Genomic DNA, 18,575 nt, shown 5'->3' with positions numbered 1-18,575 from the left:
CTCTACTCCTGAGATTTATGTGATGAATGATTAGATGACGCTGATACTTCAGGAAGCGCTTCCATCTTGGCTAATGCACCAGCAATATTCGCTTCAGAATCAATCAAAAAAATACCCTGAGTCACTATATGCTCACCCACTTGTAAGCCTTCAGATATTGCTGTCATTTGTTGAGATTCACTCAGCACTCGTACTCTTTTGGGAATAAATTCACCATTCTCACCAACAGCAATAACATGCTGTTCTTTCCCAGAGTCCACAATGGCTTGTGAAGGGATCAATAAACTTTCATTACCTTCTGCAACTAAATTTAAATATGCTGTCATACCTGGTTTTAATAAATGGTTAGGATCAGCAATTTCTGTACGAATATTAATTGTACGACTTGCTTGATCTGCACTGGGTAATATCAACCAGTTTTTTACAGTAAATAACTGCGAAGGATAGGCAGGAATAGAAACTGTAAATTGTGTTTGTTGATTAAGTAATTCAGCAACTGACTGAGGAACAGATGCATTAATCCATAATGGATCTGTTCCTTGTATTTGTGCGATAACGACTTCTTTGGATACATTCATCCCTAAACGTAGATTAAGTGCAGTAATTACCCCAGAAATAGGAGCTTGAATAGTAAAACGTGTTTGCACTTTTCCTGTTTTAATAAACTGAGAAAGCGCGCCTTCTGGCATGCCATTTAAACGTAAACGCTCAATGACACTATTAAGATCTTGTTGGCTCGCATTCATTTGCTTAAGCGCAAGATATTCGCTTTGTGCTTCAACCCATGCAGGGATCGTTAGCTCAGCAATAGGAACGCCTTTTTGGATCCTCTCACCTACTGTGAATGGATAAACTTTTTCAACAAAACCATTTTCGCGTGCTTGTACAATAGCAAATTGATGGTCATTAAACGCAATTTCGGCTGGAAATGTTAAGTCATAGTTTAATTTCCCCCACTTCACATCCACCGTTTTAAGCCCTAAATTTTGTGTCTGTGTTGGGTTAATTGTTACCCCTTTGCTATTCGCTGAAGCCAAGTTTTCATCCGCATATTTAGGAACAAGATCCATGTCCATAAAAGGGGATTTCCCTGATTGATCAAACTTGGTATTGGGATACATGGGATCATACCAATACAATACGGTGCGTTCTTGTTTTTCAACTGATTGGCTATTATTTTCTACAACGAAAAAATAACGGTAAAATAAAATTGAAATAACGCTCGATAAAATAATTACCAATAGCAATTTGGTCAGGTTAACTAATGACATAACATCTCTCTACCTATTTAGTTTATTTTTTCGACGGATTTCAACATTGAAAGATTACCTTGTTGTACAAATGAAAATTTCAATTCATCATTTTCTTGTAAACCGTTGATCATATTTTCATCTTCATATGTAAAACGCATCGTCATTGGTGGCCAGCCAATGCTTTCTATTTCTTTATGATTTATCGTTAATTTTTTATTATCTTTGTCAATCGAGATTAGCTTTCCTTCAGTGTTAATTGTTGGTTCCGCCACTTTTTCTGGATAAATAGAGTGATTATGTTCAGCAGCATTTGCATAGCTGGTTGCTGTTAACATCGCTATTGAAATTGCAAAAAATACCGTATTTAGTTTTTTCATTTTTACCCTCATGATTTGATTAATCCGCCACCTAATGCAGAGAATAAATTTATTTCATTCTTCTGCTGTTCTATTTTCAACATCAATAAGTTTTGCTGTTCTGTAAATAAGCTACGCTGTGCTTCGAGAACGTCGAGATAACTCAAACCACCATATCGATAACTTGCTTGTTTCTGTGTTAAGACGTTTTGCAGCGTGTTAACATATTGCACTTGGGAGATGAGTTGTTTTTCTAAACTCGATTTGATCACTAAGGCATCTTTCACTTCTCGAAATGCTACTTGAATACTTTTTTCGTAATTAGCAATCGCTTTATTTTTTCTAATATTTGCTAACTCTAAGTTTCGGCTATTCGTCCCCCCAGTAAAAATAGGTAGCGTAATTTTAGGAATAAAATTCCAAATACCATTTGAAGAGTCAAATAACCTTGTTAAAGAATCATTACTGTTTTCAATTCCTGTATTAAAGGAAATAGAAGGAAAGAAAGCGGCTCTTGCTACACCTATATTGGCATTCTCAGAAATAATATTTTGCTCCGCAGCCATAATATCTGGCCGCTTTAGCAATATTTCAGAAGGAATATCTGGAGGTGTCGTAATTAAAGGATAGTTTGGCTCGTAGCGTCCTAGATCTAAGTTTATTTTTGTTGCATAGTCATTTGTCAAAAAATTCAGTAAATTTTCATTTTTTGCAATTTCACTTTCAATTTTTTTGATATTAATAGAAATAGACTGTACTTGCCCTTTAGCTTGTTCTAGGTCTGATAGTGCGGCTTTTCCTGCCGCCACTTTTTGCATTACAATCGATTGACTATTGAGATAACTTTGTTTCGTCTCTTGTGCAATTAATAATAGCTTTTGGTTATACAGCACATCTAAGTACGCTTCTGCTACCGTTTTAATCGTGATGATTTGTGTCGCACGGCTCATCTCTTGAGAAGCAATAAACTTTGCTTTGTCTGCATCAGATAAATTTTTGATACGCCCAAAAAAATCCAGCTCATAGCTGATATCAATGCCTACGCTGTATTTCTTATTAAAGGATGACCCGCTCTCTAACGACTGACTATAATCACCACTCATCGATGAATTAACTTGAGGATATTTTTCTGCCCCCGCGAGCCCAAAACGTACACGAGCTTCCTCTACATCTAACGCAGCAAGGTATAAATCGCTGTTTTTCTCTAGTGCAATTTCTATCACGTTTTTCATTTGAGGGTCTTGAATAAACTGTTCCCAACTAGGGATCAATAATTCAGTTTGAGCCTGCTTTGCTGCATCAGAAAAATGACTATTGAATTGATGAGGTAAATTAAGGTTAGGGCGTTGATATTCAGGAGCGAGCGAAACACAGCCCGTCAAAGTTAAGGCATAAGCTATTATGAATATTTTTGGGGAATACATGGTATAGCCATGCCTCTAGTAATTAAAATTGGAGCTATAGTAAAAAAGACCTCCTGTTAGATTGATGACATGAAAATGACAAATTTGTCATTTTACATTTCGTTGCTGTAGTGCTTAGAATGGCTGCATTATTTACCCAGCTGATAGGTCTGAGATGAAATTACTTATTGTTGAAGATGAACATAAAACGAGAGAATACTTGTCTAAAGGCTTAAGTGAGTCCGGGTTTATTGTTGATGCAATCGAAAATGGTATTACAGGCCTGCATATGGCCACAACTGAAGACTATGATTTAATTATTCTTGATGTGATGTTACCTGATATTAACGGCTGGGAAATTGCAAAGAGCTTACGCAATTCAGGAAAAAATACACCAATACTGATGCTCACTGCATTAGGTAATGTTGAGCATCGAGTCAAAGGACTAGAGTTAGGTGCTGATGATTATCTCGTTAAACCATTTGATTTTTCGGAGTTACTCGCTCGAGTAAGAACTTTATTACGCAGAGGCAACAGCAGCATCCAAAAAACACAGTTTACCATTGCTAACTTGCATGTTGACCTGATTAAGCGACGCGTTACCCGTGAAAATGATAAAATTATACTCACCAGTAAAGAGTTTTCTTTATTGGAATTTTTTATTCTTCACCAAGGTGAAGTACTTTCTCGTTCTCTTATCGCTTCAAAAGTGTGGGATATGAATTTTGATAGTGATACCAATGTGATTGATGTAGCAGTGAAAAGATTAAGAGCTAAGATAGATCAAGGCTATGAGCCTAAATTGATCCATACCATTAGGGGAATGGGCTATTTACTTGAGATCCCTGAAAATGATTAAATTTTTTCGATCTCCTGTCTCAATTTCAATTCGTCTTATTGTTTTGATCAGTATTACTCTCTCTCTCGCCTTGTTACTATTTAGCTCGATCATGATCAATTCGGTTATGTTGCATTTTAAACAGCAAGATGAATACACACTTAACCAGTTGAACCTAACGATCCGTAGCTTGTTAAATAACAATACAGACTCACAAAGTGAACAATATGCACGTATTAAAACCATTATTAATGAGCACCAAGACATTACTATTTATCTCATTGATAAAAAAGGAAATGAATTAATATCTCCCAATGCAACAGATAAGCTCATTACGTACTTAAAAAATTATGATCCTCATAAAAATAACCAAGAAGAGCTTAAAAATTATCGCCTATCTGAAATTATTATTCAGGTAGATTCCCCTTCAGAGTCTAAACAATATCGGTTGGTTACTGCATTATCATTAAATTTTCATCATGATTATCTGAGTTCATTAATAAATAATTTAATTGTCAGCGCTATTATATTGTGCTTATTTACTATTCTTGTCGTTTATTTCCTTGTAATTAAAGGATTAAAACCCCTTAAAGATGTGAGCGATGAAATCAAAAATGTCACTTCCGAAAACTTAAGTGTGCGTTTAGACCCTGATTCTGTACCTAATGAATTAAAACAATTAACAAAATCATTTAATCAGATGTTAGTCAAAATTGAAGATGTTTTCGTAAGACAAACGAATTTCTCAGCAGATATAGCTCATGAAATGCGTACACCTATCACTAATTTAATGACTGAAACCCAAATATCTTTGAGTAAAAATCGCAGTAAAGAAGAACTCGTTGAAGTGTTATATTCTAATTTAGAAGAATATAACCGTCTATCACGAATGATCTCTGATATGCTTTTTCTTGCTCAAGCAGATGATAATAGGCTTATCCCTGAAAAAAAAGTTATTAATATTAAAACTGAAATAGAGCTCATATTTGATTATTTTGAATATCTCGCGGAAGAGAATGAAATAAAGCTTAAACTGATTGGTGATACAGACCCTATTATGGCCGATAAAGATATGTTAAGAAGAGCAATTACTAACTTAATATCAAATGCTATCCGCTATACCCCAAAGGGGGATTCTGTCAGTATTAATATTTCGAATGTAAAAAATGGTATTGAATTAATTATCAGCAATCCCGGCATGAAAATACCAGAAGAACATTTAGCAAAACTCTTTGACAGATTTTATCGAGTAGATAAATCAAGACAAAGAAAAAATGAAGGGAGCGGAATTGGGTTGGCTATCGTCAAATCAATCATATTAGCGCATAAGGGAAGAATCACTGTAACATCAGATGATTTTTCAACACGTTTTACTGTATTTTTACCTAAGGAACCAAATTAAATATCTACCATAAATGGCAATTTTGTCATCTTGTTGTCAGTATTCAGACAGAAATAAAGCCTTATTATAGTTACAAGATAAATTATCTAACTTAATAAGGATTTGTAATGAAAAAAATTATTTTTGCTTTAACACTTGTGACTGTAACAACACATGTAGCAACCGCTCAAACAGAAAAAGAAATACATTATAATGCAGCGAATGCATTAAATTTCACTGAGAACAATACATCGTATTCTAATCAAAAATCGATTAATGACCACTTGAGTAAGGCAGGTATTTCAGTCAACGATAATATCAACTCAACCCAATCATTTCTTCAATTAGATAGACATACTCAAGCTGCTACCGCATTGAATTTTACTCAAAATAGTACCTCCCCAGCAATGCAGAATATGATCAGTAGCCACCAAAGCCAATCACCTAACTATAAAAAATCGATGGTAAAAGTTGCAAAACCATTTTCCGATATGAATGAAAATGAAAAAGCCGTCACCATGTTAAACTTTCATAAAAATAGTTCATCTGCTTCTATACAAAGTAAAATAATAGGATATTCAAAAAATAATTAATTAGAACTTTAAAACCATATTATTAAATAAATATTAATATGGTTTTAAATTAAAAAAATAAAATTTAGTTATAGACACAACAAATAGATTTTATTTGACCAATTTCATTTTTTATTACTAAATTGATTGAATATTTATTGAACATCAAGAAAAATAAGTTATTATTTCTAGGCAGTTCATTTCAATACTAACTTTAAAAGGTGATTATATGTTTAAAAAATCAATCATATTTGCATTTTTATTATTTCCAACTCTCTCTTTCGCTACTCCTATTCTTCCTTTCCCACCAGAACCACCTATCCTAGATATAGACGTAAACGTAGCCTATAACGGAGATGATGATGATGTTTGGCTGAACATTAAATAAAATTCAGAAGACATCAAACAAAGCTTAAGGTAAATTCCCTTCATAATATATAGCCTTATATCCTTTTAATATACTACATTAGGAAACACAGGCCTATATGCTGTTAAAATCAATGGTAAAGTGGAATTGTATTTTAATATATTCCACTTTACTATCCTACCCCATAAAACCCTAATCTTATGATAATTAATTTTAAAACAAAACATTGCCTAGCAAATTAATAATGAATTATCTCAAATAATTCATTATTAATAAATCATTTAAAATATGCGCAAAAAAAAATAAATAATGTTATTTTATATTAACAGTGGACTAAATTTAATTTCACTCTTAGATGAAAATATTAATTACTTATTCAAAATCATGAATTACAATTTCCTTGCAGTTCACTTCAATTTAAACTTTTAATCGAGGATTTTATATGTATAAAGCATCTATTGTCATAGTATCTTTATTATTCCCAATTCTAGCATCTGCAACTTCTTTCCAAGAAAAACATTCTGACAATACTTCGACTTATTCTACTATTTATGAACAAAACCATGGAGGAAATGGAGGGAATGGCGGTCACGGTGGTAATGGAGGAAATGGTGGTAATGGAGGGAATGGCGGCCATGGTGGTAACGGCGGTAATGGCGGCAACGGTAGATAATATATCTCGTCACTAAATATTTCCCTCCTCACTCGATGAGGGGGGAACAGAGGAATTTATCATGTATAAAAATTACATTTCACTTGGCGTCTTATTAATTAGTTCTATTTCATTTTCAGCATACTCTCACTCCTTATTTAATACCCCATCTAATTGTTTATTAAAAAATGAACTCAATATAAATGAAATTAATAATAAAGTATGTTCGATACTCCATGCCCAATATTACTATTCTAAAATGTTTAGCTTTGTAAGTTATGGACAAAACGGAAATTCGGGTCACGCTGGAAATGATAGTCAAGGTGGCCATGGTGGTAACGGTGGTCATGGTGGACACGGTGGTGATGGCCAAAATGGAGGGAATGGCGGAACAGGATCAAATAACGGTAATGGTAGCAATGGCGGAAACGCAGAAAAAGGCAGTAATGGCAATGGAGGAAATGGCGGTAATGGCAGTGTAACTGGAGGTGATGGCGGAAATGGCGGTGATGGAGATGGTGGTGGTAGTGGTGGGAACGGCGGGAATGGAACTGTAAATGGCAATGGGGGAAATGGGGGACATGGTGGAACTAATGGCGGTAACGGAGGTAATGGGGGCAACGGCTCTGGTAGTGGTAATGGTGGAAATGGGGGCAATGGTAGCCAAGGAGGAAAAGGAGGACGCGGTGGACCTGATGGCGGTAGAGATGGGCACGATGGTATTAGCATTAGCTCAATGTGACAAATAAATCCGTTAGAAGTGAATAAGTGATGTGGCAATATGAAACCATATAATTATCTTTATAAAAGATGGTATTACCAATAAAAACGGAAGCTTTCGCTTCCGTTTTTCGTACACTTGCAATTTTTATTGCTTAGGTGCTAATTTCATTAAAAATGCGCGTAATTGTGCAAAGTCAGATGGTAAAAAGTGTGAGAGGAGTGGTAGTTCCGCACGCTCTGCTAACTCTTTCGGTAAAGGTATTGCCTTATTAAGAATTTCTTCAACACTTTCTTTAAACTTAGCTGGGTGTGCCGTGCCTAAAAACAGCCCGTATTCACCTTCTTGCAACTGGTCACGAAGCACACGATAAGCAACCGCAGCATGTGGCTCAGATAAATACCCTTTTTTATCTAATTCACGTACTGTCTCTTTAGTCACGTCGTCACTCACCGCTCCATGGCCTAATTCATCAAGGGACCAACCTTTACGGCGGAATAACTCTTCAATACGAGGCCAGTTGTTTGGCTGGCTAACATCCATGGCGTTCGATAATGTTGCCACAGTTTGCTTTGGTTTCCATTGCCCATCAACAAGGTAACGCGGCACAGTGTCATTTACGTTAGTTGCTGCAATAAAGCGTTTAACCGGTAGGCCCATTGATTTAGCTAATAAACCTGCCGTAAGGTCACCAAAATTACCACTCGGAACCGAGATCACTAATTGATCACGTTTTTCTGCTGGGATCTGCGCGACGGCTTCGAAGTAATAACAAATTTGAGCTAACAAACGACTGATATTGATCGAGTTCGCCGAGTTTAAATACAACGCCTTTTTCAGCTCTTCATCATCAAATGATTGTTTTACTAATGCCTGGCATGCATCGAAGTCATCTTTAATCGCAACCGTATGAATATTTTCACCCAGCGTGCAGAAGAGTTTCTCTTGCAGCGGGCTAATTTTTCCTTCTGGATAGAGAATAACAACTTGCACGTTCTTAAGACGATAGAATGCGTGTGCAACCGCGGCTCCTGTATCCCCAGAAGTAGCAGTCAAAATGGTCACCGGCTGCTCACCAGCTACTTGGCCCAATGCCTGAGCCATAAATCTGCCACCGAAGTCTTTAAATGCGAGTGTTGGCCCATGATATAACTCCAACGTTGCTACATCATCTTCAACCTTAGAAACTGGCGCAGGAAAAGCAAACGCGGTTTTAACACGTGCAGCTAATTCTTCTTGTGGAATTTCATCACCAATAAAGGCACTTAAAATTCGGCTGCTACGTGTGACGAAATCTAATTTTAATAATTCGTCGATTTCAGCCGCTGTAAACTCAGGTAAGTCTTGAGGAAAAAATAAACCTTGTTGCTTACCTAACCCCTGCTTAACCGCTTGTGCAAAACTTACTTGTTCATTGTTATCTTTTAAATTATACAGTTTCATTATTTACCCTATTGTCCTTGCCCCGGCCAGATCCAAACGGCAGATATGCACAAAGCCTTCATCATTCTGAATATAATGTTGTTGCAAGTAGCTCGCCATTTTTTCAGCGATATGTTTCTCATCGCAAATAGCAAACAATGTTGGCCCTGAGCCAGAGATACCACAAGCCAATGCACCGATTTCTTTTGCATTTTGACGTGCTGCCGCAAAACCGGGTAATAATTGTGTACGATAAGGTTCTGCGACAACATCTTGGATCATCGTTGCGGCAAGTAACGGCTGGTTTGTATGGCATGCATGAATAAACCCTGATAAGTATCGGCCATGGTTTACTATATCGTGGCGTGGATAGCTATCAGGCAGGATCGCACGCGCTTCTGCTGTCGATACCTTAATTCCAGGGTAAGCCATAACCCAATACCAATTTTCAAATGCAGGTACAGGCTGAGAAATAATGCCATTTTGTTCGATAATCAGCTGCAAACCACCTAAAAAACACGGTGCGACGTTATCATAGTGCACACTTCCTGAAATACGCCCTTCGAGCTCCCCCATCATGCCAAGCAGTTGAGTATCATCGAATGGTTTCTCTGCAAATTCGTTAAGCGCCATCAGTGCAGCGACAACAGAACAGGCGCTAGAACCGAGCCCTGAACCAATTGGCATATTTTTTTCAAGCGTCATCGCGACATTTAATGGCCTACCAAGGCGCTCACAAAACAACTGCCAGCACTGGTAAACAATATTGTGTTCATTTTTTTTCGGCAGCTTAGCAACGAATTTTCCTTGATTCGTCAGGGAAAAAGTATCCGCAGCTTCAATTGTTACACAATCACCTAATAGTGAACCGTCAGCAGGCGAAACAGCTGCCCCAAGGACATCAAACCCGACGCTCACATTACCAATTGAAGCCGGTGCATAAACTTTAATCACTTATTAAACTCCCAATTTCCATGAAAGGGTACGCAGCATATCCGCAAATACACCAGCAGCAGTAACATCATTACCTGCGCCATAACCTCTTAATACTAAAGGAATTGGTTGGTAATAGCGTGTATAGAAAGCCAGTGCATTTTCACCATTTTTAACCTTGAAGAGTGGGTCATTACCATCAACAGCGACGATTTTCACTTGGCAGCGCCCTTCTTCAATCAGCCCAACATAGCGTAACACTTTTTCTTCCGCTTCTGCGGCTTTTATACGCTGTGTAAATTGCTCGTCCAGTTGTGGCAAACGTGCCATAAACTCAGAAACAGGGCCACTGCTATCAAAGTCCGAAGGTAAAACAGGTTCAATTTCAATATCTTGCAATTCTAAATGATAACCCGCTTCACGCGCTAAAATTAATAATTTACGCGCAACATCCATACCTGATAAATCATCACGAGGATCTGGTTCTGTGAAACCTTTTTCTTTCGCAAGTGTTGTGGCTTCTGATAAAGACATACCTTCGTCTAATTTACCAAAAATGAATGATAAAGAGCCTGATAAAATTCCGCTAAAGTGAACCAGTTCATCCCCTGCATTCAGTAAGTTTTGTAGGTTTTCAATAACTGGCAACCCTGCACCTACGTTAGTGTCATAGAGGAATTTACGTTTCGAGGTTTCACTTGCCGCACGTAATTGATGGTAGTAATCCATCGATAATGTATTGGCTTTTTTATTCGGTGTAACCACATTAAAGCCGTCTTTCAAGAAATTGACATACTGCTCTGCGATTTCCTGATTTGATGTGCAATCAATAATGACAGGGTTCAAGAAATGGTATTCACGTTCTAAGCGAATTAAACGGCTTAAACTAAATGGCTCTTTCGCTTCCGCTAGCTCCGCTTTCCAGTTATCTAAATCAATCCCTTGCATATCCGTTAACATTGCGCGTGAATTTGCAATACCACATACACGCAGATCAATATGCTTTTGTTTTAACCATTGTTGCTGGCGGTGAATTTGTTCAATTAATGCATTACCAACACCACCCACACCGATGATAAAGGCTTCGATAACTTGCTCTGCATTAAATAGCATTTGGTGACATAAGCGTACCGCTGTTGTGGCAGACTCATTGGCAATAACGGCAGAAATAGAACGTTCAGAAGACCCCTGTGCGATAGCGACAATGTTGATGTTACCGCGAGTTAAAGCCGAGAAGAAACGCGCCGAAATGCCCTTCAAAGTGCGCATTCCATCCCCCACAACTGAAATAATCGCTAACTGCTCCATCACATCCAGTGGATCAAGTACGCCATCTTTCAGCTCTAAGTAAAATTCTTCTTCCAGTGCAGCGCGAGCTCTCACTAACTCATTTTGCGGAACACAAAAACTAATACTGTATTCCGATGAAGACTGTGTGATCAGAACGACAGAGATCCCTTTGCGAGACATGACGGAGAAAATGCGAGCAGCCATCCCCACCATCCCCTTCATTCCGGGGCCGGATACGTTGATCATCGCCATGTTATTCAGATTGGTGATCCCTTTCACTGGCGTGCTTTCATCGGTTTGGCCATCACCAATTAAAGTACCTGGAGCGCTTAAATTAGTGGTGTTTTTTATCAGGCAAGGGATTTGGAATTGAGCAATTGGGGCGATGGTACGAGGGTGAAGAACTTTGGCTCCGAAGTAGGATAACTCCATGGCCTCTTGGTATGACATGCCTTTTAACAAACGCGCATCAGGCACCAAACGCGGGTCACAAGTATAGACCCCATCAACATCAGTCCAAATTTCACAACAATCAGCACGTAAGCAGGCCGCTAAAACCGCAGCAGAATAATCAGACCCATTACGGCCTAATACTACTAATTCACCTTTTTCATTACCCGCTGTGAAACCTGCCATTAAGACAAAATGATCTTTCGGTATATTTAAATCGGCAATACGTTTAGTTGACTCATTTATATCAACCGTAGATTCAAGATAATGACCTTTCGCAAGTAAACTCTCAACTGGGTTAATAACCGTCACATTATGGCCGCGTGCTTTTAGCACTGATTCCATAATGGCGATAGAGAGCTTTTCACCACGGCAGATAATTGATGCGTTAATGCTGTCCGGACATTGCCCGAGAAGAGTAATACCATGCAGTACTTGTTTGATTTGTGCAAATTCTTGTTCTGTCAGTTTTTTTAACCGATCATATTCAAAACCAGGTTGTTTTTCTTTTAATCCTTTTAAAAGGTTAGCAAAAATCATTTCAGCATCATTAACATGCGTGATGACATCTTGTCCTGCAACCGTTTTTTCAATCATAGCAACCAGATGGTTTGTGATTTTTGCTGGTGCAGATAGCACCAAAGCCACTTGTCCATCTGCTAGTTTACTTTCAGCGATGTCAGCAACATTCAGTACTCGTTCGTCATTTGCAACCGAAGTACCGCCAAATTTAAGCACACGCATGGTATTCCTCTCCTGAATTAACACCAAAAAAAAGCCCGCATCGGTTAAGTATGCGGGCTTTTTCATTTTTATTTTTTGGATGCGTCAGCCCGCCCCGTTTCCTGTGGTTACGGTGGTGGTGGTAATAATAATAGTCAGGCTGATATTACGCATAGATTCTGTCTGTCTCTTAGATTCTTTAAGTTTCTCCCTATACGGTTAAAGCAATTGGTATATTTTGTCAAATTTATTTGCAAAACATCCCTTTTTTCTCCCTTTTTTTATTCGATAAATTATCTGCCAGCACGAAAAACTCATTCACAAAAAGACACTCATTACATAAAATGCAGTGTTAAAAACCAAGATAACAAAGATTTAAAGATTAATAATTTTTTACTCAATAAAAAACCAAAATGACTATTAAATAGGCAATAGAGATAACCTTCAGTAATTTCCTGTGAAGAGAATCAAGATGAGAAGATGAGCAACAACGACCAGCTTAATTGATGCATTCAGCAGCTATATTTCTTATCATTTACCCCCATGTTCATCAATACATGAGCGCCAATAGCAACAGATTACACAAGTACGTATTAATACTTAGCCTCATGATTTTTTCATTCGTTTAAATTACAAACAGATATTGTGAAATTGTTAAAAAATAGTCACATCAAAACAAAATAAGTATTTTTCCTAATTAAATGAAACAAAAAATTACAGACTAAATATTTACATCCCGTTATCTCTAACAAGATAAATTTTTCACCTTTTTTTGTAGCAAAATAACATTTCAAAATTGGAGGTAAGTCACAAATTAAACATTATTTATGATGGTATATTTAACCCATTGAAGACTATATTCATTAATACCCAGCCGAAGCCCCCTTGGGTATCAACTATTCCCCTTTTTTAGACGCTATCTGATTCCTAAACACTGCATTAATTTATATAATTATCTACCTAACAATTTTTGTTAACGTGCTACAATTGATTTTGATATGTATCAACAAAAGTTAGTTTTTTAGGTGGTAAATGCAGTATTAGCTGTTATATTGCTGTTAACAGTACAATATTGGGAAAGTGCTTATATTTTGGCTTGTTGTTAAAGTCTTTTGCCCAAAATGGCAACATAATGGCACTATTGAATTTCAAAACAAATTTATACTCATAAACGTGTTTTTCCAGAGAAAAATATCAATAACCACCTAACTGGAAACGGCTTGTGAGTTCAGTATTTTTATTTTAATACTTTAGGTAGCAACTATGCAGACCCCACACATTTTGATTGTTGAAGATGAAATTGTCACACGCAATACGCTTAAAAGCATATTTGAAGCGGAAGGCTATGTGGTTCATGAGGCAACTGATGGCGAAGAGATGAATAATGTTCTCTCTGAGCATGACATCAATTTAGTCATCATGGATATTAATTTACCAGGTAAAAACGGTTTACTACTTGCTCGCGAACTTCGTGAACAAGAAAGCATTGCGTTAATGTTCTTAACAGGACGTGATAACGAAGTCGATAAAATCCTTGGCCTTGAAATTGGTGCTGATGACTATATCACTAAACCATTTAACCCACGTGAACTGACTATTCGTGCGCGCAACCTACTGTCTCGTACTATGAATTTAGCGGGTGGTACGGAAGAACGTCGTTTAGTGGAAAGCTATAAGTTTAATGGTTGGGAATTAGACATCAACAGCCGTTCATTAGTCAGCCCTGCTGGTGAACACTACAAATTACCACGTAGTGAATTCCGTGCGATGCTACATTTCTGTGAAAACCCTGGAAAAATTCAGACTCGCGCAGACCTGCTGAAGAAAATGACAGGCCGTGAATTGAAACCACATGATAGAACTGTTGACGTAACGATCCGTCGTATTCGTAAACATTTTGAATCAACACCTGATACGCCAGAAATCATTGCAACCATCCACGGTGAAGGCTATCGCTTTTGCGGTGATTTAGACGAATAATTAGCAAGCTAATTATTTACTGATTATCAAAATCCGTTGCCTAAAAGACAACGGATTTTTTATTGTAACGAGCTAATTAGCTGTATCTCCAAGCACTTTTTAATTAGGAAACCTTTAGAAGCCAAATCTAGTCTTGACATAGAAAAACAAACCCGCATAATCAGTGGTAACAACGCTCATTATGCTCCTTTACTAACGTGAATACGTTTTTCTAGGAATGTAATGAGCTTTTTTTATCAATAAAAATTGCGATGGAACCGCTAACATGCCTTATACCCCGTACGTGAAACCGTATAAAACACCAACGGATATAATTGCAGATTTAAAATTAAAGCAACTTAGTTTTATTGATGAAACAGCCGCAGAAAAAATATTAAAACAAATCAATTATTATCATTTTAAAATCTATCTTCATCCCTTATTAGATCCTAACTGTCCGACAAAGAAAAACTACAAGGCTGGTGAATACTTTGAGGATGCCATTGATTTATATAGATTTGATGAGCAGATAAGATTTGTTTTATTTAAAGCTATTGCTCGAATTGAAATAAAATTAAGAAGCCGCCTAGATCACATCATGTCATCTTTTAGTAATAATCCTTTCTGGTACCTTGACAACCAATGGTTTCGCATCAATAACAATAATTCTTATGTTATTGATTCTATCCGTAATAGAATCAGTAATGAATTTTCAAATACAAAAGAAGAATATGCCACTCATTACAAATCAAAATATTATAATAATACTCATGATAACTATAAATTTTTACCTCCGTTTTGGATAGCAAGCGAATTTTTAAGTATCGGAACAATATCTAAAATATACGATAATATTAACGTAATCAGTATCAACCAGTCACCAGGTTCACCGTTGGACTCAATGGCTGCTGAATTTGGAGCATCTAGTTTTAAAACACTTTGTTCTTGGATTAAAACGCTGAGAGATATAAGAAACCGTTGCGCTCACCATAGCCGACTGTGGAATGCGAATCTACGCGCACCTTTAAATATCATACCCTTATTAAACATAGCACCATTAAATAGCAATCGAATCTATTGTTCCTTAGTTATGGTGCATAAAATATTAGTTACTTTAGACATACAAGATATTAATTTATTTGATGAACTTACATTGTTAATAGGGAAATATTTTTGTGTTCGAAACTATTTAGGCAGTGCGGGTTTCCCTACCAACTGGCATACCGACCCCTTTTGGACATAACCACCGAAAGAACAGAAAATTTAGATATAAGCAATTAAATAGAATGCTAGTATGTTCAATATATTAGCATTCTATTTTCTATCACCAAGGCATAATCGGTACTGCACTTAACGCATTTTTTGGTGAGCCGTCGATCATCTTATCTGAATAAGTCAAATAAATTAATGCATTACGTTTTGGATCGTAAAAGCGTACAACTTGTAATTTTTTGAAGACTAAAGACGTTCGTTTTTGAAAGACAACTTGCCCTTTCGTCGGTTTGCGTTTGACACGGTCATTTAGCTCAATTGGCCCAACTTGCTGACATGAAATGGCGGCATCAGAGGTGTCTTCTGCTAAACCTAAACCCCCTTTGATCCCCCCTGTTTTTGAACGACTTAAATAACAAGTCACATTGTCAACATCAGGGTCATCAAATGCTTCAACAACAATTTTATGATCAGGGCCGAAAATTTTAAAAACAGTATCGACTGAACCGATTTCTTCAGCAAATGTGATGCTCGGCAACGCTGATAATAATGCTGCAAGTACGATATTTTTTAATCTGGAACGACGCATACTGAATTTCCTATTCAACTAAAAATCGATAAAACCTCGTAGTGGCACAAGATTTATTATTCACTTTCTTAACTAATTATCAAATACAACTCATTTACTATAAACGAAAAAGATAACTTGATATAGAATAGCAATTCATTGATAGATTATATCTGTTCTATAAGTCGCATTGGCTGGGGATATACATGGATCAAACTAATATTATTCGCGACTTGCTTCGCTGGATAGATGACAATCTGGATAAACCACTCTCGCTAGATAATGTTGCCGCAAAAGCGGGCTACTCTAAGTGGCATTTACAAAGAATGTTCAAAGAGGTGACAGACCAAGCGATTGGGGCTTATATTCGAGCTAGAAGGCTTTCTCGTGCAGCGGTTGCATTGCGGCTAACAAGCCGACCAATTCTTGATATTGCTCTGCAGTATCGATTTGATTCGCAACAAACTTTTACTCGAGCCTTTAAAAAGCAATTTAACCTAACTCCAGCGTTTTATCGTCGGAGTGAAGAATGGTGCGCTGCAGGTATTTGCCCACCGATTATTTTAGATAATCACACCAATATTGAACATGAATTCCTACAAATGCCAGCACAAGAGCTGGTTGGCTTGGAACAAAGTTGCTCTTATGCACTAGAAGAGTGGTCGACCGCTTGTTCCCAAATGCGCCAAACATTTTGGCACTACTATTTGGATAATACGACGACTATTGCGTCTGAAGTTTTTGGCTTGCACCATGCCATTCATAATCCAGAAAAAGAAGATGAACAAACGGTATTCTATACCACTGCGGTAAAACCTGAGGATGCGAGTTTTAACACTGACCAGTACACGAGTTTAACGTTACCAAGTGGCCATTATGTTAAATTTTCGTTCAATGGGACGCCAACTCGAGATGCATTACAAGAGTTTTTGTACCAAATTTATGGCGTATATTTGCCTAAGCTGAATTTAACGCGTCGACCAGGTTATGATATCGAACATTATCGATTAAAAAACATCGATTTACGTCATATCACCCCAGAAAATGATGACCCCAAGACACACATCGATACCTTTGATTATTATGTACCAATCAAAACAGGTTCGACCATAACCCCTTAAAGCAGAGGAGTTTCAGTTTGTTGAAACTCCTTTTTCTAAATAGTTAACCTTGTTGCTCATCGAGAGCTGGCTGCGATAAGTGTGTAACCTCACCGGCTGTTTCAACTATCCAACCATTCGCAAGCCATGGGCTATTTTGGTAATCAACACGAGATAACGAACAGTTACGTAAACGTAGACGGCGTTCTGAATAGGCAGGAACCCCCATAATACGGCTAATTAACGTACTTAGCGCAATACCATGGCTAACAATCAGTGGGCGGCTCCCTTCAGGCAAATCTAAACAGCTATTTAGTGCTGCAAACATACGTGTATACAGCTCCTCCATTGATTCACCCTCTGGAATTCGTCCTCCACGAGTCCCATCAATTAAGCTTTTGCGCCACTGTTCTTCCTCTGGCGTTAACGACTCTATTGCTCTTTGTTCAAGAACGCCCATATTTAGTTCACGTAGACGCGGTTCTGTGGTAATTTCACATTCGCATACACTTGCAATTATTTGTGCAGTTTCCAGTGTGCGTCCCATATCACTAGTGATAATATGGGTAATGCCTTCTGACTTTATCCTCTCAGCCACCTGCCTTGCTTGCAGTCGTCCAGTGGCGGTCAGAGGGCTATCGGATTGTCCCTGGATGCGACGAGCTAAATTCCATTCAGTTTCGCCATGGCGAACAAGATAAACCTGTAACATAGATGTGTTCCGTTATTACTTTTCGAAGTATGTGTTCAAAGGAAAATAATTAATGTACCAAGTTATAGCTGCAACGACTAATCCTGCCAAAATTAAAGCGATTCATCTTGCTTTCGATGCTGTTTTTGGGGCTGGCAGTTATCAAATTGAAGATATTAATGTCGATAGCAGTGTTCCACAGCAACCTATCGGTAATAATGAAACCCGTACTGGGGCTAGACAGCGCGTTATGGCCTCTAGGCAAGTTCGCCCCGAAGCGGATTTTTGGGTTGGTATTGAAGCAGGTATCGAAGACGATATGACATTTGCTTGGATAGTGATTGAGCATAAGCAAATACGCGGCGAATCTCGCTCTGCCAGTATTATGATCCCAGAAAAAATTCTGGCGGGTATTCGTGAAGGCCGCGAACTCGGTGATGAAATGGCCTTTTTAACAGGCATCGATAATATCAAACAACAAGGTGGTGCCATTGGTTTTTTCACTGATGGGGTATTAACTCGCACTAGTGTTTACCAACAAGCCTTGATATTGGCTTTAGTTCCCATTAAGCATGAAATTTATAAAGAGCTAAACCAAGTAGAAGATTAATTATACTTAAAATAATTAAAATTGCATGTGCGATTAAACACCACTCTTTTCACACTAAAGTATGGGAAACCATA

Annotated in this window: 19 protein-coding genes and 1 other annotated feature; of the genes, 10 read left to right on the top strand and 9 right to left on the bottom strand. The window is 37.6% G+C overall.

Annotated elements, in window-relative coordinates; all coding sequences use genetic code 11:
• Positions 1 to 2: 2 nt before the first annotated feature.
• The 3 genes from P3L40_RS03335 to P3L40_RS03325 are packed head-to-tail and all read right to left on the bottom strand — an operon-like array spanning position 3 to position 3,033.
• Complete coding sequence (locus tag P3L40_RS03335) at positions 3 to 1,271, bottom strand: efflux RND transporter periplasmic adaptor subunit (RefSeq protein ID WP_210853497.1); 1,269 nt, start codon at positions 1,269 to 1,271, stop codon at positions 3 to 5.
• Positions 1,272 to 1,288: 17 nt separating this feature from the next.
• Entirely contained in the window at positions 1,289 to 1,630 is a 342-nt protein-coding gene (locus P3L40_RS03330) for a copper-binding protein (RefSeq protein ID WP_228677477.1), read from the bottom strand.
• A gap of 8 nt (positions 1,631 to 1,638) precedes the next feature.
• Positions 1,639 to 3,033 (bottom strand): efflux transporter outer membrane subunit, encoded by a 1,395-nt coding sequence (locus P3L40_RS03325; RefSeq protein WP_210853499.1) that lies wholly within the window; start codon positions 3,031 to 3,033, stop codon positions 1,639 to 1,641.
• A 154-nt stretch (positions 3,034 to 3,187) separates the two neighbouring features.
• Between P3L40_RS03325 and P3L40_RS03320 the strand changes: the two genes are divergently transcribed.
• From P3L40_RS03320 to P3L40_RS03295, 6 genes are all read left to right on the top strand, one after another.
• Complete coding sequence (locus P3L40_RS03320) at positions 3,188 to 3,871, top strand: heavy metal response regulator transcription factor (protein WP_004905666.1); 684 nt, start codon at positions 3,188 to 3,190, stop codon at positions 3,869 to 3,871.
• The gene (locus P3L40_RS03315) at positions 3,864 to 5,252 is read left to right on the top strand and encodes a Cu(+)/Ag(+) sensor histidine kinase (protein WP_094961923.1); all 1,389 of its coding nucleotides are present in this window, start codon (positions 3,864 to 3,866) and stop codon (positions 5,250 to 5,252) included. The genes P3L40_RS03320 and P3L40_RS03315 overlap by 8 nt, the downstream gene beginning before the upstream one ends.
• 107 nt (positions 5,253 to 5,359) lie before the next feature.
• Positions 5,360 to 5,824 carry a hypothetical protein gene (locus tag P3L40_RS03310; RefSeq protein WP_196725261.1) on the top strand — a complete coding sequence of 155 codons (465 nt, stop codon included), beginning with the start codon at positions 5,360 to 5,362 and terminating at the stop codon, positions 5,822 to 5,824.
• A gap of 208 nt (positions 5,825 to 6,032) precedes the next feature.
• Positions 6,033 to 6,191 (top strand): hypothetical protein, encoded by a 159-nt coding sequence (locus P3L40_RS03305; RefSeq protein WP_164564571.1) that lies wholly within the window; start codon positions 6,033 to 6,035, stop codon positions 6,189 to 6,191.
• A 421-nt stretch (positions 6,192 to 6,612) separates the two neighbouring features.
• Positions 6,613 to 6,843, top strand: coding sequence for a hypothetical protein (locus P3L40_RS03300; RefSeq protein ID WP_036958562.1), 231 nt, complete (start codon positions 6,613 to 6,615; stop codon positions 6,841 to 6,843).
• A gap of 61 nt (positions 6,844 to 6,904) precedes the next feature.
• Entirely contained in the window at positions 6,905 to 7,564 is a 660-nt protein-coding gene (locus P3L40_RS03295) for a hypothetical protein (protein WP_210853502.1), read from the top strand.
• A 126-nt stretch (positions 7,565 to 7,690) separates the two neighbouring features.
• Here P3L40_RS03295 and thrC read toward each other — a convergent pair whose 3' ends face one another.
• The 4 genes from thrC to thrL all read right to left on the bottom strand — a co-directional run bounded on the left by thrC (position 7,691) and on the right by thrL (position 12,535).
• The gene (thrC, locus tag P3L40_RS03290) at positions 7,691 to 8,986 is read right to left on the bottom strand and encodes a threonine synthase (protein WP_004905677.1); all 1,296 of its coding nucleotides are present in this window, start codon (positions 8,984 to 8,986) and stop codon (positions 7,691 to 7,693) included.
• A gap of 3 nt (positions 8,987 to 8,989) precedes the next feature.
• Positions 8,990 to 9,919: a homoserine kinase gene (gene thrB, locus P3L40_RS03285; protein WP_004905678.1), complete on the bottom strand. Its 930-nt coding sequence runs from the start codon at positions 9,917 to 9,919 to the stop codon at positions 8,990 to 8,992.
• A 3-nt stretch (positions 9,920 to 9,922) separates the two neighbouring features.
• Positions 9,923 to 12,382, bottom strand: coding sequence for a bifunctional aspartate kinase/homoserine dehydrogenase I (gene thrA, locus P3L40_RS03280; RefSeq protein WP_036958585.1), 2,460 nt, complete (start codon positions 12,380 to 12,382; stop codon positions 9,923 to 9,925).
• A gap of 24 nt (positions 12,383 to 12,406) precedes the next feature.
• Positions 12,407 to 12,528, bottom strand: a sequence feature (Thr leader region).
• Positions 12,467 to 12,535 (bottom strand): thr operon leader peptide, encoded by a 69-nt coding sequence (gene thrL, locus P3L40_RS25100; protein WP_071548816.1) that lies wholly within the window; start codon positions 12,533 to 12,535, stop codon positions 12,467 to 12,469. It overlaps the preceding feature by 62 nt.
• Positions 12,536 to 13,624: 1,089 nt before the next feature.
• Here thrL and arcA point away from each other — a divergent pair.
• Both arcA and P3L40_RS03270 read left to right on the top strand, forming a co-directional pair.
• On the top strand, positions 13,625 to 14,341 hold the full coding sequence (arcA, locus tag P3L40_RS03275) for a two-component system response regulator ArcA (RefSeq protein ID WP_004905684.1): 717 nt from the start codon (positions 13,625 to 13,627) through the stop codon (positions 14,339 to 14,341).
• A gap of 265 nt (positions 14,342 to 14,606) precedes the next feature.
• Positions 14,607 to 15,563 carry an Abi family protein gene (locus tag P3L40_RS03270; RefSeq protein WP_136134505.1) on the top strand — a complete coding sequence of 319 codons (957 nt, stop codon included), beginning with the start codon at positions 14,607 to 14,609 and terminating at the stop codon, positions 15,561 to 15,563.
• An 81-nt stretch (positions 15,564 to 15,644) separates the two neighbouring features.
• Here P3L40_RS03270 and creA read toward each other — a convergent pair whose 3' ends face one another.
• Complete coding sequence (gene creA, locus P3L40_RS03265) at positions 15,645 to 16,121, bottom strand: protein CreA (protein WP_004905686.1); 477 nt, start codon at positions 16,119 to 16,121, stop codon at positions 15,645 to 15,647.
• 185 nt (positions 16,122 to 16,306) lie between these two features.
• Here creA and robA point away from each other — a divergent pair, with 185 nt between their 5' ends.
• Positions 16,307 to 17,221: an MDR efflux pump AcrAB transcriptional activator RobA gene (robA, locus tag P3L40_RS03260; RefSeq protein ID WP_004905689.1), complete on the top strand. Its 915-nt coding sequence runs from the start codon at positions 16,307 to 16,309 to the stop codon at positions 17,219 to 17,221.
• Between the two features lie 43 nt (positions 17,222 to 17,264).
• On the opposite strand, the gene gpmB is transcribed toward robA, so the two are convergent.
• On the bottom strand, positions 17,265 to 17,912 hold the full coding sequence (gene gpmB, locus P3L40_RS03255; RefSeq protein WP_004905690.1) for a 2,3-diphosphoglycerate-dependent phosphoglycerate mutase GpmB: 648 nt from the start codon (positions 17,910 to 17,912) through the stop codon (positions 17,265 to 17,267).
• 52 nt (positions 17,913 to 17,964) lie between these two features.
• On the opposite strand from gpmB, the gene yjjX reads away from it, so the two are divergent.
• A complete protein-coding gene (yjjX, locus tag P3L40_RS03250; protein WP_004914743.1) occupies positions 17,965 to 18,501 on the top strand; it encodes an inosine/xanthosine triphosphatase in 537 nt (178 codons plus the stop codon).
• Positions 18,502 to 18,575: the final 74 nt, after the last annotated feature.

The sequence above is a fragment of the Providencia sp. PROV040 genome (assembly GCF_032706145.1).
Taxonomy (GTDB): Bacteria; Pseudomonadota; Gammaproteobacteria; order Enterobacterales; family Enterobacteriaceae; genus Providencia; species Providencia hangzhouensis.
This window is presented reverse-complemented; position numbering and strand designations above follow the sequence as displayed.